Annotated in this window: 11 protein-coding genes; 9 read left to right on the forward strand and 2 right to left on the reverse strand. The window is 70.7% G+C overall.

What is annotated here, in order from left to right; all coding sequences use genetic code 11:
* Positions 1 to 84: 84 nt before the first annotated feature.
* Complete coding sequence (locus ACFWY6_RS21885; RefSeq protein WP_384692833.1) at positions 85 to 1,548, reverse strand: cytosine permease; 1,464 nt, start codon at positions 1,546 to 1,548, stop codon at positions 85 to 87.
* 163 nt (positions 1,549 to 1,711) lie between these two features.
* On the opposite strand from ACFWY6_RS21885, the gene ureA reads away from it, so the two are divergent.
* The 9 genes from ureA (at position 1,712) to ACFWY6_RS21930 (ending at position 13,047) form a co-directional block, all read left to right on the forward strand.
* Positions 1,712 to 2,392 (forward strand): urease subunit gamma, encoded by a 681-nt coding sequence (ureA, locus tag ACFWY6_RS21890; RefSeq protein WP_384692835.1) that lies wholly within the window; start codon positions 1,712 to 1,714, stop codon positions 2,390 to 2,392.
* Positions 2,389 to 4,086 (forward strand): urease subunit alpha, encoded by a 1,698-nt coding sequence (locus ACFWY6_RS21895; RefSeq protein ID WP_384692838.1) that lies wholly within the window; start codon positions 2,389 to 2,391, stop codon positions 4,084 to 4,086. Before ureA ends, ACFWY6_RS21895 begins: the two co-directional genes overlap by 4 nt.
* A 19-nt stretch (positions 4,087 to 4,105) precedes the next feature.
* Positions 4,106 to 5,119 (forward strand): agmatine/peptidylarginine deiminase, encoded by a 1,014-nt coding sequence (locus ACFWY6_RS21900; protein WP_384692840.1) that lies wholly within the window; start codon positions 4,106 to 4,108, stop codon positions 5,117 to 5,119.
* Between the two features lie 15 nt (positions 5,120 to 5,134).
* On the forward strand, positions 5,135 to 5,746 hold the full coding sequence (locus ACFWY6_RS21905; protein ID WP_384692843.1) for a TetR/AcrR family transcriptional regulator: 612 nt from the start codon (positions 5,135 to 5,137) through the stop codon (positions 5,744 to 5,746).
* 118 nt (positions 5,747 to 5,864) lie between these two features.
* Complete coding sequence (locus ACFWY6_RS21910; protein WP_384692845.1) at positions 5,865 to 6,905, forward strand: WD40 repeat domain-containing protein; 1,041 nt, start codon at positions 5,865 to 5,867, stop codon at positions 6,903 to 6,905.
* Positions 6,906 to 6,980: 75 nt separating this feature from the next.
* Positions 6,981 to 8,297 (forward strand): TolB family protein, encoded by a 1,317-nt coding sequence (locus tag ACFWY6_RS21915; protein ID WP_384692848.1) that lies wholly within the window; start codon positions 6,981 to 6,983, stop codon positions 8,295 to 8,297.
* Between the two features lie 76 nt (positions 8,298 to 8,373).
* A complete protein-coding gene (locus tag ACFWY6_RS21920) occupies positions 8,374 to 9,633 on the forward strand; it encodes a hypothetical protein (protein WP_384692884.1) in 1,260 nt (419 codons plus the stop codon).
* Positions 9,634 to 9,974: 341 nt separating this feature from the next.
* Positions 9,975 to 11,579, forward strand: coding sequence for a citramalate synthase (cimA, locus tag ACFWY6_RS21925; RefSeq protein ID WP_384692850.1), 1,605 nt, complete (start codon positions 9,975 to 9,977; stop codon positions 11,577 to 11,579).
* 106 nt (positions 11,580 to 11,685) lie between these two features.
* Positions 11,686 to 13,047, forward strand: coding sequence for a hypothetical protein (locus tag ACFWY6_RS21930; protein WP_384692852.1), 1,362 nt, complete (start codon positions 11,686 to 11,688; stop codon positions 13,045 to 13,047).
* A gap of 89 nt (positions 13,048 to 13,136) precedes the next feature.
* Here ACFWY6_RS21930 and ACFWY6_RS21935 read toward each other — a convergent pair whose 3' ends face one another.
* Positions 13,137 to 13,709 carry a GNAT family N-acetyltransferase gene (locus ACFWY6_RS21935; protein WP_384692855.1) on the reverse strand — a complete coding sequence of 191 codons (573 nt, stop codon included), beginning with the start codon at positions 13,707 to 13,709 and terminating at the stop codon, positions 13,137 to 13,139.
* Between the last annotated feature and the right edge of the window lie 66 nt (positions 13,710 to 13,775).

Here is a 13,775-nt window from a genome sequence, read left to right on the forward strand (position 1 = left end):
GGGTTGGTGTATTCCCCGGGGCTGCGGGTGGTGTGTTTTGTGCGGGGGGGGCGCGGCCAATGGCCGCGGGGCCCCGCCTTCGTCTTACGCCGTTGTCGACGCCTGCGGCGCATCTGCGGGTGCTTCGTGGCTTGTCGCGCAGTTCCCCGCGCCCCTGAGGGGCGCTCCCTGCCGCCTGCGTTCCAGAGCCGAGTACGCCACGCCGCCCACCACCCCCGACAGCAGGAAGCTGCAGTCCACGCCGCCCGTCAGGGAGAGCAGCGGGCCCTCGTAGGAGGGGAGGGAGACCGCGGCCACGCCGACTGCCGCGCCCAGTGCCCAGGACGCCGTCGCCGGGATGTTCCAGCCGGAGCTGAACCAGTAACTCCCGCCCCTGGAGCGGCGGTTGAAGACCTGGAGGGCGTCCGCATCGTAGGCGCCCTTGCAGCGGGCGTAGCCGATGAGGGTGATCACGGCCCACGGAGTGCCGATCGCCGTGAGGAGCAGCACGAAGGACGTCATCGCGTCCGCCGCCTCCCACGCGAAGTGCCCGACGAAGACGCACGCCGTGGCCACGACGGCGACCGTGTACGTGGCCCGCGCGCGGGACGCCTTCGGCAGGATCGCGTCCAGGTCGAGGCCCATCGAGTACAGCATCAGGCCCGCGTTGCCGACCGATCCCGCCGAGGCGGCCAGGAGGAGCGGGATCAGGTACCAGCCGGGGGACGCGGAGACCAGCGGGCCCGCGTAGTCGAGGGCCGCGCGCGCCGCGTACGCCGTGAACGTACCGAAGAGCTGCGGCACCAGGAGCCCGGCGAGCAGACCGATCCACGTCGCCCGCAGCACCGAGCGCGAGCTGTGCCGCTCGGGGGAGATGTAGCGGGTGTAGTCGCCGAGGAGCGTGATGAACGCGATCGGGCCCGAAAGTCCCGCCGCCACCATCGCGAGCAGCCAGGTCGGCCAGAACGAGCCGAGCAGATAGCCGCCCGCGTCGGGCAGGGCCGAGGTCGTGAAGTCGGGGGCGTACGCGACCACGCCGAGGACGAGGAGCGCGGTCATGCCCACGGCGAGGATGCGGGAGAGGCGGAGCAGCACCCGGTAGCCGTAGACGGCGCCCGCCACCGTGGCGGCGGCGAGCACCGCGTACACCATCCCGTAGGAGAGGCCGCCGGTCGGGAGGCCGATGAGGCGGTGCAGCACGCCCACCATCACGTCGCCGCCGATCCAGACGGTCAGCGCGGTGTAGCCGAGGGCCAGGAGCAGGCCGACGATCGAGCCGACCAGGCGGCCGCGTACGCCGAACTGGGCTCCGGAGGATGTGGAGAGGTTCGTCCCCGTACGCAGCGAGACGAGGGCGAGGGGCGCGGTCAGGACCGTGCCGATCACCGTGCCCGTCACCACCGAGGTGACCGACGCCCACCAGCCGAGGCCGAACGACACCGGCAGCCAGCCGAAGACGATGACTCCGAGACAGAGGTTGGATCCGAGCAGGATCGAGATGAGATCACGAGGACCGCTGGTGCGTTCCCCGTCCGGGATGGTGTCGACTCCGCGCTGTTCTATCGGCATGAGGGTGCCCCTGACGCTCGAGGGTGGCGGCCTGCGCACACAGGGTCGCCGTTCGACTGTTTGAGTGCCGCTCTATGTGACCTGAGTCAAGCTCGCCCGTCAATGTTTCCGTGGAATGAATCTCATGGTTAGAGTGATGCTCTAAAGACGGAGGTGTGGTGTCGTGCGACTTACCCCCACGGAACGCGACCGGCTGCTGCTCTTCGGGGCCGCCGAGCTCGCCAGGGCCCGCAAGGCGCGCGGCCTCAAGCTCAACGTCCCCGAGGCGACCGCGCTGATCGCGGACACGGTGTGCGAGGCGGCCCGCGACGGGGCCAGGCTCGCCGAGGCCATCGAACACGCGCGGGCGGTCCTCGGCCCCGAGGACGTGCTGCCGGGCGTGGCGGACGTGGTCACCGAGGTGCATGTGGAGGCCGTCTTCGACGACGGCTCCCGGCTCGCCGTCGTGTCCCAGCCGATCGGGGCGGGCCTCGGCAGCGAGGCGCCGGGCGCGCTGCTGCCCGGGCCCGAGCACGCGGATCTCGCCCCCGACGTGACGCTGACCGTGCACAACACCGCCACCGTGCCCGTCTCCGTCACCTCGCACTTCCACCTCTTCGAGGCCAACCCGCGGCTGGACTTCGACCGGGCCGCTGCCTATGGCATGCGGCTTGCGGTGCCCGCCGGGTCTTCCGTGCGTTTCGGGCCCGGCGAGAGCGTCGAGGTGGGGCTCGTGCCGATCGGCGGCGACCGCGTCGCGATCGGCTTCGCGGGCCTGGTGGACGGCGCGCTCGACGCGCCCGGCGCGAAGGAAGAGGCCCTGCGCAGGGCCAGGGCCTGCGGCTACCTGGGAGCTGACCGATGACTGGACAGAACATCGATCCGTACGCGTACGCCTCCACCCATGGGCCCCGCGCGGGCGACCGGGTCCGGCTCGGCGACTCCGGACTCACCGTGCGGGTGGAGTCCGATGCGCAGCAGTACGGGGATGAGTTCCTGGCGGGGTTTGGCAAGACCGCCCGTGACGGGCTGCATCTGAAGGGTGCGGCGGTTCGCGAGACGTGCGACGTGGTGATCAGCAATGTCGTCGTCATCGACGCGGTGCAGGGCATCCGGAAGGTGTCCATCGGGATCCGGGAGGGCCGGATCCATGCCGTCGGGCGGGCCGGTAATCCGGACACGCTCGATGGGGTCGATGTCGTGGTCGGTACGGGGACCTCGATCGTGTCGGGTGAGGGGCTGATCGCGACCGCCGGTGCCGTGGACACGCATGTTCATCTGCTGTCGCCGCGGATCATGGAGGCGTCGCTGGCGTCCGGGGTGACGACGATCATCGGTCAGGAGTTCGGGCCGGTGTGGGGGGTGGGGGTCAACTCGCCCTGGGCGCTGCGGCATGCGTTCAATGCCTTTGATGCGTGGCCGGTCAACATCGGTTTCCTGGGCCGGGGTTCGTCCTCGCACGAGGCGCCGCTCATCGAGGCGCTCGCCGAGGGCGGCGCGTGCGGTTTCAAGGTGCACGAGGACATGGGCGCCCACACCCGTGCCCTGGACACCGCGTTGCGGGTGGCCGAGGAGCACGATGTCCAAGTCGCGCTGCACAGTGACGGGTTGAATGAGTGTCTCTCCGTCGAGGACACCCTGAAGGTCCTGGACGGGCGCACGATTCATGCTTTCCACATCGAGGGGTGTGGTGGCGGGCATGTGCCGAACGTGCTGAAGATGGCGGGGGTTTCGAACGTCATCGGGTCCTCGACCAATCCGACGCTGCCCTTTGGGCGGGATGCGGTGGCCGAGCACTACGGGATGATCGTCTCGGTGCATGACCTGAAGACGGATCTGCCGGGGGATGCGCACATGGCCCGTGACCGGATCCGGGCCGGGACGATGGGTGCCGAGGACGTGCTGCACGACCTGGGCGCGATCGGTATCACGTCCTCGGACGCGCAGGGCATGGGGCGTGCGGGGGAGACCGTGCGCCGCACGTTTGCGATGGCCGGGAAGATGAAGGCCGAGCTGGGCCCGATGGACGGGGACGGCGCGGACGACGACAACGCGCGCGTGCTGCGCTACATGGCCAAGCTGACCATCAATCCGGCCATCGCGCATGGTCTGGCGCACGAGGTCGGTTCCCTCGAGGTCGGCAAGATGGCCGACATCGTGCTGTGGCGGCCGCAGTTCTTCGGGGCGAAGCCGCAGATGGTCCTCAAGTCCGGCTTCCCCGCCTACGGCATCACCGGGGATCCCAATGCCGCCACCGACACCTGCGAACCCCTCGTCCTGGGGCCGCTGTTCGGGGCGCACGGTGCGACGCCCGCCGACATCTCGGTCGCCTTCGTCGCCCGGGCGGCCGTCGAGCAGGGCAACGACACGATGACCACCCGGCGCCGCCGCGTCGCCGTGCGCGGCACCCGTGGCATCGGGCCCGCCGATCTGCGCCTCAACTCCCGTACCGGCGCCGTCGACGTCGACCAGCGCTCCGGCCTGGTCACGCTCGACGGCGACCCGCTCAGCTCCGAGCCCGCCGACTCGGTCTCCCTCAACCGCCTCTACTTCCTGTGATACCTGTGAGGACCCCGCGATGACTTTCCGTATGCCCGCCGAGTGGGCCCCGCACGAGCGCACCTGGATGGCGTGGCCGAGCCCCAACCCCACGTTCACCAATGACGATGAGCTGGCCGAGGGCCGTGCGGCCTGGGCGAACGTGGCCCGCGCCGTGCGCCGCTTCGAGCCCGTCACCATGGTCGTCGGCACCGGCCAGAGCGAGTCCGCCCGCGCGCTGCTCGGCCCGGACATCGACCTCGTCGAGCGCGACCTGGACGACGCGTGGATGCGTGACATCGGCCCCACCTTCGTCCGTGACGGTGACCAACTGGCCGCCGTGGACTGGGTGTTCAACGGCTGGGGCGGCCAGGACTGGGCCCGCTGGGAGCACGACTCGAAGATCGCCCGGCACGTCGCCGACATCGCGGGCGTGCCTGTGCACTCCTCGCCGCTGGTCAACGAGGGCGGCGGCATCCACGTCGACGGCGAGGGCACCGTGCTGCTCACCGACACGGTCCAGCTCGACCCGGGCCGCAACCCCGGCCTGACCCGCGAGCAGGCCGAGGAGGCGATCCACGCCCGCATCGGGACCACGAAGGCCATCTGGCTGCCGCGCGGCCTGACCGGCGACTACGGCACCTTCGGCACCCGCGGCCATGTCGACATCGTCGCCGCGTTCGCCGCGCCCGGCGTGGTTCTCGTGCATGCGCAGCAGGACCCCGCCCACCCCGACTTCGAGGTCAGCAAGGAGATCATCGGGATCCTTCGGGGGCAGACGGACGCCCGCGGCCGGACCCTGGAGATCGTCGAGGTGCCCGCGCCGACCGTCCTCACCGACGACGAGGGCTGGGTCGACTACTCCTACATCAACCACTACATCTGCAACGGCGGCGTCGTCCTGTGCGGTTTCGGCGACCCGAACGACGAGATCGCGGCGGGCATCTTCCGCCGGCTCTTCCCCGACCGGACGGTGACACTCGTGGACGCCCGTACGATCTTTGCCGGGGGTGGTGGCATCCACTGCATCACCCAGCAGCAGCCGAAGGTGTGATCTAGGAGTAACCCCATGGCCGGGACAGCCCGTGCGCGCAAGAACGCACCGCCGCGCGAGGACGTCCTTGCCGCGGCCATGGAGATGATCGCCGAGCGCGGCCTGGAGAAGCTGACCATGGCCGCGCTCGGCCGCGAGGTGGGCATGAGCAGCGGCCACCTCCTCTACTACTTCCGCACCAAGGACGAACTGCTCCTGCGCACCCTGGAGTGGAGCGAGTCCGCGCTCGGCGCCGAGCGCGGCCGGCTGCTCGCGCGGCGCGGCACGGCCCGCGAGCGGCTCGACGCGTACGTCGATCTGTACGTCCCCGATGCCCCCGGCGACCCGCACTGGACGCTCTGGCTCGAGGTCTGGAACCGCTCCCTGAACGCCGACGAGGACGAGCGCGACCGGCAGGTCGCCATCGAGAGCGCCTGGCACCGCGACCTGGTGGCGCTGCTCGCCGAGGGCGTCTCGCGGGGCGAGTTCGGGGCGCTCGACCCCGACCGGTTCGCGGCCCGACTGCGCGCGCTGCTCGACGGGTTCTCCATCCATGTGGCGATCGGCCTTCGGGGCACGGGCCGGGAGCAGATCCTCGCGCACGTACGGGAGTTCCTGGACGGTGCGCTGGCCCCCACGGACGCCTAGCCCCCCGTCCAGGTTGTACGCAATCCAGCGGATTGCGTGGTGCCTGAGGGTGCGCTTGTATCCCCGTGGGCCCTCGGTACCGGGCCCGTGGGGGGATCGACAGGTTTTGGGGGAAGCCATGTCCACTGCCAGACGGGTGTCCTTGAGCGCCTTGCTGACCGCGGCGCTCGGCACGACCGTGTTACCGGCCGCGGCGCATGCCGCGCCGCAGGTGGAGCGCGTGAGCACCGCCGCCGACGGGACCGAGGCCGAGGGGGCCTCGGGTGCCGCGTCCGTCTCGGGGGACGGTCGCTACGTCGCCTTCCGCAGCGATGCGGAGAATCTGACGGAGGGTCATCAGGGGCCGTACGACTACGGGTTCGTACGCGATCTGAAGACCGGGGAAGTCACCCGGCTCAAAAACTCCATGGCCGCCCCCGTCATCAGCGACGACGGGCGGTACGCGGCGCACACCGGCTGGGGCACGCACGGCATCAACGTCTTCCTCACCGATCTGAGTACGGGGGAGATCAAGCAGATCGACGGCAGGGGCTTCAAGTACAGCGCGTCGTCCCCGGCCATCAGCGCGAACGGCCGCTACGTCGCCTACGACCTGCAGCCGCAACACCCCTCAGACCCCACGCGGGTCGAGGTCTACGACCGCGAGACGGACACCCGCGAGATCGTCAGCGACGGACCGCCGGACTCGGCCCGCGACATGGTGGACCCGTCCATCAGCGCCGACGGCCGCCACGTCGCCTACGAGGACAAGGGCACCGGCCAGGTCTGGCTCCGCGACCGCACCACGGGCAGCCTCACCCGGATCGACGACGGCACCCCGTCCAAGGTGGTGGAGGTCAGCGGCCGAACGGTGGCGCTGAACTCGGCGGACGGCGCGTACGTACGCGATCTGCGCACCGGAAAGGTCCAGCGCTTCGCGGGCAAGGGTGCGCAGGCCGTCAGCCCGGACGGGCGCCAACTCCTTTACCGGGACGCCGAGTCGAACGTCGTCCTGCGCGATCTCCGCAGCGGCCGCGAGGTGACCGTCGGCCATGGCGGGGCGAGCGCGGGCGCGATCGCCGACAAGGGGAAGAGCGTCGTCTACAGCTCGGACGACACGGACGTGGTGCCGGGCGACACGAACGGCCTGGGGGACGTCTTCAAGTGGACGGCGCGCTGATGCCACGTCTCTCAGGGGGATGAGCAGACCAGCACGTGGCCGAGCGGTATTCATCTGAACCGGGGGAACCATGTCATGAACGCCAGAACCAGCAAGAGAGCCGTCACGGTCCTGTGCCTGACCGCCGTGCTCGGCACGATGGGAGCGCTCCCCGCCCATGCCTCGGGCACCGCGGCGCCCAAGCCCCCGTGGACGGAGCGCATCAACGTCACCGCCGACGGGGCCCAGACCACCGACGCCCCCGGTGGACCCGCCGTGAGCGCCGACGGCCGTTACGCCGCCTTCGCCACGGCGCGCTCGCTCACCGGGCCCGACGACACCAACAACCGCGACGACGTGTACGTCAGGGACCTGCGCCGCGGCACGGTCGAGCGGGTCGGGCTCCAGGACTCCGGGGCCGGGTTCGCCGACGGCACGGGCGCCGCGCAGCTCAGCGCCGACGGGCGGTACGTGCTCTTCGCCGCCCGGCTCGGCAGCACGGACGACGGCTTCATCGACCGCTACTACGTACGGGACCGCAGAACGGACAGGACCGAGCCGGTCAGCCTCTCCGACGACGAAAGGCCCGTCCACGGCGACTACGCGGCACAGGCCAGGATGAGCGCCGACGGCCGCTACATCGCCTTCGTCTCCCGCCTGAAGGAGCACGGCGATTCCGCCGGGCGCACGCAGTACGGCATCTACGTACGGGACCGCAAGGCGGGCACCACCCGGCTGATCAGCAAGGCCCCGGCCCCCGGCCAGGACGACCCCGGCTACGGCGTCACCGGCCTGGAGATGAGCGCCGACGGCAGCCGCATCACCTACGGCTACACGCAGTTCAGGCCCGGCTATGACCGGCAGGTGTACGCCTACGACCGGCGCCGCGGCAGCACCGAGCGGCTCGACCTCACGCCCGCCGGCGCCGACATCGCGATGACCGTCCCCACCCTGAGCGGGAACGGGCGGACGATGGCCTTCTCCTCCTGGTCCGACGGCCTGGTCCCCGACGACACCAACGGGCAGAGCGACGTCTTCCTGCGCGATGTGCGCGACGGCACCGTCGAGCGGATCTCCCTGGACGCCGAGGGCAAGCAGACGGAGTTCGAGTCGCTCAACCCCCGCATCAGTGCCGACGGCCGCCATGTGGTGTTCCACTCCTGGGACACCCACCTGGTCGAGGGGGAGACGGCCCGCGGCACGCTCTTCATCCGCGACCTGCGCACGCGCACCAACCAGCGGGTGACCACGGCGCACGACGGAGGCGAGAGCGACTGGCTCGACCTGCCGGAGGCCGCGGTGAGCGCCGACGGCGGCGCGATCGTCTTCGTGTCCCGCGCGGGCAACCTGGTCCCGGACGACACGAACACGTGGTGGGACGCCTTCGTGCGCCACCTCGAGCCGAACAGCTGAACCACCAAGCAGAGCAGTTGAACCACCAGCAGAGCAGCTGAACCACCAACCACAAGGAACCACGGGGGACTTGACCATGCACGGGAACTACCGCAAGCGCTTCGCCCTGACCGCCGCGGCCGTCGTCGCCGCGGTCACCGTCACCACCCTGCCCGCCGCCTTCGCCGCACCCGGCGCCGACGCCGCGCCCCGCACGGAGGGCGTAAGCGTCACGGCCGACGGCAAGGCGGGCAATGACCGCTCATCGGGGGCGGCCCTCAGCCGCGACGGCCGGTACGCGGCCTTCGACTCCGAGGCCACCGACCTGACCGCAGGCGACACGAACGGTCTTCGCGACATCTTCGTACGCGATCTGCGCACCGGAAAGACGGAACGCATCGCCCTTGCGGGCCGCGAGGTCAGGGGCCCGTCCCTGAGCGCCGACGGCCGCTACGTCGCGTTCGTCTCCTCGCCCGCGGGCAACTACTCGGACTCCGACGTCCGGCTCTACGACCGCAGGACCAAGAAGACCGAGCGCCTCGACGTCGAGCTGCCCGACGGCTTCGACGGCACCGGCGCGGGCGGCGTCTCGCTGAGCGCCGACGCCCGGTACGCCGTCTTCGACACCGACCACCGCGAGGACGGCAGCGTCGTCTTCCTGCGCGACCGCGAGACCGGCACGACGGAGCGGATCAGCCAGCCGAACGACACCTGGGAGCCGCGCGCCTCGCACTCGGCGACCGTCAGCGACGACGGCAGCCGCGTCGTCTACGCCCGCAACTACACCAACGGCCCGCGCGGCGACGACTGGAGCGACGTCTGGCTGCGCGACCGCACGACCGGCGAGCTGACGGAGATCGACCGCTCCCACGACGGCTCCGAGACCGAGAAGGAGTCCCTCGAACCGTCCATCAGCGGTGACGGCCGCAAGGTCGTCTTCGAGTCGCGCGACACGCATCTGGTCCCCGACGACAACGACGCCGCCTGGAACGTCTTCGTGCACGACATCGCCTCCGGCAAGAACCAGCGGATCCACGGCACCCAGGGCGGCCCCGGGGAGGCCTACACCCGCTCGCCCGCGATCAGCGCGAACGGCCGCCGGCTCACGTTCATGACGGAGCTGGCCGAGCCGGGCTCCGAGTACGGCAAGGAGTGGCCCGCCTATCTGCGGGACCTGAAGACCGGCACGACCACGCTGATCAGCCCGGACACCACGGGCGGCACGGCATCGGCCAAGGTCGCCCCCGGCGGCATCTCGGCGAGCGGCGCGCGGATCGCCTTCTACTCCGCCGACGCGACCCTGCTGAGCGGCGACACGAACGACGGCTACGACGTCTTCGTACGCCACATGCGCTGACGCCTCAAGCCGACGGTTCACTCATGCGGGCGACGTTCGGACGCGTCGCCCGCATGGTGAGACGGGGCAGCGCGGTGTGTGCGGGCTGTGGCAGGCTGCCACCGTGCTCTCGTTCGCCATGATTATTGGCAGCAGGCGCGCCGGTCCGCAGTGACCGTCTCGTACCACCATGTACGGGCGGACACCGTCGTCTTCAGACCCGCGCGCAAACCTCTCGTACCCACGAGGGGTTTTTTCGTTTCCTGGCCCAACTGCAGCCGGACGCGGAGCGCGAGGGATCATTGAGGCGGTGGAGCCGGTCATTCCGGTAGACCGAGATCCGACACAGGAGCCAGATCAGCATGACGGAAACCAGCACACCCGACGATGCGTTCCACGTCTTTGACACCACGCTGCGCGACGGCGCGCAGCGCGAGGGAATCAACCTGACCGTCGCGGACAAGCTGACCATCGCCCGGCACCTGGACGACTTCGGCGTGGGCTTCATCGAGGGCGGCTGGCCGGGTGCCAACCCCCGCGACACCGAGTTCTTCGCCCGCGCACAGCAGGAGATCGACTTCCGGCACGCCCAGCTCGTCGCCTTCGGCGCCACCCGCCGCGCGGGGGCCAAGGCCGCCGAGGACCCGCAGGTCAACGCGCTCCTCGACTCCGGCGCCCCCGTCATCACGCTCGTCGCCAAGTCCCATGACCGGCATGTCGAGCTCGCCCTGCGCACCACGCTGGAGGAGAACCTGGAGATGGTGCGCGACACCGTCTCCTACCTCGTCTCCCAGGGGCGGCGCGTCTTCGTCGACTGCGAGCACTTCTTCGACGGCTACCGCGCCAACCCCGAGTACGCCAAGTCCGTCGTGCGCACCGCCGCCGAGGCCGGCGCCGACGTCGTCGTCCTGTGCGACACCAACGGCGGCATGCTCCCGGCGCAGATCCAGGCGATCGTGGCGACCGTCATCGCCGACACCGGCGCCCGGCTCGGCATCCACGCCCAGGACGACACGGGCTGCGCCGTCGCCAACACCCTGGCCGCCGTGGATGCGGGCGCGACCCACGTCCAGTGCACGGCCAACGGCTACGGCGAGCGCGTCGGCAACGCCAACCTCTTCCCCGTCGTCGGCGCCCTGGAGCTGAAGTACGGCAAGAAGGTGCTGCCCGAGGGCTCGCTGACCGAGATGACCCGCGTCTCGCACGCCATCGCCGAGGTCGTCAACCTCACCCCCTCCACGCACCAGCCCTACGTCGGCGTCTCGGCCTTCGCCCACAAGGCGGGCCTGCACGCCTCCGCGATCAAGGTCGACCCGGACCTCTACCAGCACATCGACCCGGACCTGGTGGGCAACCGGATCCGCATGCTCGTCTCCGACATGGCGGGCCGCGCCTCCATCGAGCTCAAGGGCAAGGAGCTCGGGGTCGACCTGGGCGACGACCGCGAGCTGGTCGGCCGGGTCGTGGAGCGGGTCAAGGAGCGCGAGCTCCAGGGCTACACGTACGAGGCCGCCGACGCGTCCTTCGAGCTGCTCCTGCGCGAGGAGGCGGAGGGCAGGCCCCGGCGCTACTTCCGCGTCGAGTCCTGGCGGGGCATCGTCGAGGACCGGCCCGACGGCACGCACGCCAACGAGGCGACGGTGAAGCTGTGGGCCAAGGGCGAGCGCATCGTCGCCACGGCGGAGGGCAACGGCCCGGTCAACGCCCTCGACCGGGCGCTGCGCGTGGGCCTTGAGCGGATCTACCCCCAGCTCGCCAAGATGGAACTGGTCGACTACAAGGTCCGCATCCTGGAGGGCAAGCACGGCACGTCCTCCACGACCCGCGTACTGATCTCCACCAGCGACGGTGACGGGGAATGGTCGACGGTGGGCGTCGCGGAGAACGTGATCGCGGCGTCCTGGCAGGCGCTGGAGGACGCGTACACCTTCGGCCTGCTGCGGGCGGGTGTCACGCCCGTGGAGTGAGATCCGGTCTCGTCCCATCTCATCCCATCTCATCCAAGGTATGACGAAGCGAAAACAGTCGGGCTCCGGACGTCCGTCCGCGGCCCGACTGAGTTAGCTTCGAAGTATGAGGAAGAATGGGACGAAGCGCATTTTTGTCGCATTGTCCGGCCTTCTCGTCTCCCTGGGGGCCGTGTCGCTGACGGCCGCGCCCGGAGCCGCGGCGGCCACGAGCGTCCCGGTGGTCGCGGAGGCCTGGGAGAAGAGCCCGGTGTACGTCGATCCGGCCGCGTCGGACCAGCTGTCCGGGGCCGAGGCGGACGCCATCGCGGACAAGATCACGGACGCCGACAAGCCGGTCTTCGTGGCCGTGCTGCCCGCCGACTTCCCCCAGCAGGACCTCTTCCAGAAGCTGCGCACCGAGACCGGAGTGACGGGTGTCTACGGCATCCGGCTCGGTGACAAGTTCGACGCCAAGGCCGACAGCCAGGTCCTGAGCAACGCCGCGGTCTCGAACCTGGTGACGACGTTCGGGGACGAGCCCGACACCAACACCCAGCTCAACGACTTCGTCGACCAGGCCGTCAAGGACGCGAACGGCTCGGCACCGTCGTCCTGGGCCGACGCGGGATCCGAGGACAGCGTCTCCGTGGCCGCGCTGATCGGCGTCGGCGCGGTGCTCGTGGCCGGTGCCGGCGCGACGTACGCGGTGGTCCGCAGGAACCGCCGGCGCAAGGCGGACGAGCAGCGGGTGGCCCTGGAGAAGCTGCGGGTCGTGGTCGACGAGGACATCACGGCGTACGGCGAGGAGCTCGACCGCCTCGACTTCCACCCCGCGGAGGCGGGCGCGGACGACACGATGCGCGCGGACTACGAACGGGCCCTGGACTCGTACGAGAAGGCCAAGTCCTACATGGCGGCCGCGCAGCGCCCCGAAGAGGTCCGCGGCGTCACCCAGGCCCTGGAGGACGGCCGCTTCTCGCTCGCCCTGCTTGCCGCGCGCCGGGAGGGCAGGCCCCTGCCGGAGCGCCGCGCCCCCTGCTTCTTCGACCCCCGGCACGGCCCCTCGGTCAAGGACGCCCAGTGGGCACCCCCGGGCGGCGCCGAACGCTCCGTCCCGGTGTGCCTCGCCGACGCCACCCGCCTCGCCGACGGCGAGGAACCCCTTTCCCGCACGGTCGCCACCGAGTCGGGCGAGCGCCGCCCCTACTGGGAGGCGGGCCCCGCCTACGGCCCCTGGGCGGGCGGCTACTTCGGCGGCGGCATCCTGCCGGGCCTGCTCATCGGCACGATGCTGGGCGGCATGATGGCGAGCCCCGCGTACGCGGCGGACTACGGCTCCGGGTACGGCGACTTCGGGGCGGGCTCCGGGTACGACGGCGGCGACTACTCGGGGTCGGACTTCGACTCCGGGGACTTCGGGGGCGGCGGAGACTTCGGCGGGGGCGGGGACTTCGGCGGGGGCGGCGATTTCGGGGGCGGGTTCTAGGCGGTTCCGTGCCCCGAAGGGGCGCGGGGAACTGCGCGACCAGCCACATGCGGCCCGCGGATCTGGTACCCGGTCTTCCAGCGGAGCGTTCAGGCGGCAGCCGGCTGCTCGCCCTGCCCCTCGCCCCGCCACTCGTGCGCAAGCAGCGACCAGATCTCCATGTCGTGCCGGACCCCGCGGTAGAGGGACTGATCCCGCAGGGTGCCGTCCAGGTGCATGCCCATCCGCTGGGCGACGGCCCTGCTGCGGGTGTTGCCCGCGCTGTTCCACCACTCGATCCGGTGCATCCCGCGCTCACCGAAGGCGTACGCGATCAAGTGCCGTACGCCCGCGCTGATCAGCCCGCGGCCCTCGCCCGCGGGCTCCGTCCACACACCGATCTCGCAGTTGCCGCGCTCGGCGTCGAACTGCACGAACATCACGCCGCCGACCAGGGTGCCGTCCAGCCAGATCCCGTAGATCCGCCCGGCGTCGGCGGCCTGCTTGTCCGCGAAGAGCTGGAGCGTGGCGCGGGCGGACTCCACGTCGGTGGAGCGGGTGGCCCACGGGATCCACGGGTCGGTGTGCGGACGGGCCCGGTCGATGTGGGCGAGGAACTCGTCGGCCTGCCAGGGCTCCAGGAGACGGAGCTCGGCACTCTCGGTCAGCGGTATGGCGTACATGGCGGTTCCTAGGTACGAGAGGTACGGAGTACGTACGTAACGAACGTTGGGTATGTACCCTACCGG

It is taken from the genome of Streptomyces sp. NPDC059037 (assembly GCF_042740015.1).
Taxonomy (GTDB): domain Bacteria; phylum Actinomycetota; class Actinomycetes; order Streptomycetales; family Streptomycetaceae; genus Streptomyces.

What these genes read in the sequence shown, in the direction of transcription:
- ACFWY6_RS21885 (WP_384692833.1), bottom strand. Translation starts at nt 1,548, where the DNA reads ATGCCGATAGAACAGCGCGGAGTCGACACCATCCCGGACGGGGAACGC.
- ACFWY6_RS21895 (WP_384692838.1), top strand. Translation starts at nt 2,389, where the DNA reads ATGACTGGACAGAACATCGATCCGTACGCGTACGCCTCCACCCATGGG.
- ACFWY6_RS21900 (WP_384692840.1), top strand. Translation starts at nt 4,106, where the DNA reads ATGACTTTCCGTATGCCCGCCGAGTGGGCCCCGCACGAGCGCACCTGG.
- ACFWY6_RS21905 (WP_384692843.1), top strand. Translation starts at nt 5,135, where the DNA reads ATGGCCGGGACAGCCCGTGCGCGCAAGAACGCACCGCCGCGCGAGGAC.
- ACFWY6_RS21910 (WP_384692845.1), top strand. Translation starts at nt 5,865, where the DNA reads ATGTCCACTGCCAGACGGGTGTCCTTGAGCGCCTTGCTGACCGCGGCG.
- ACFWY6_RS21915 (WP_384692848.1), top strand. Translation starts at nt 6,981, where the DNA reads ATGAACGCCAGAACCAGCAAGAGAGCCGTCACGGTCCTGTGCCTGACC.
- ACFWY6_RS21920 (WP_384692884.1), top strand. Translation starts at nt 8,374, where the DNA reads ATGCACGGGAACTACCGCAAGCGCTTCGCCCTGACCGCCGCGGCCGTC.
- cimA (WP_384692850.1), top strand. Translation starts at nt 9,975, where the DNA reads ATGACGGAAACCAGCACACCCGACGATGCGTTCCACGTCTTTGACACC.
- ACFWY6_RS21930 (WP_384692852.1), top strand. Translation starts at nt 11,686, where the DNA reads ATGAGGAAGAATGGGACGAAGCGCATTTTTGTCGCATTGTCCGGCCTT.
- ACFWY6_RS21935 (WP_384692855.1), bottom strand. Translation starts at nt 13,709, where the DNA reads ATGTACGCCATACCGCTGACCGAGAGTGCCGAGCTCCGTCTCCTGGAG.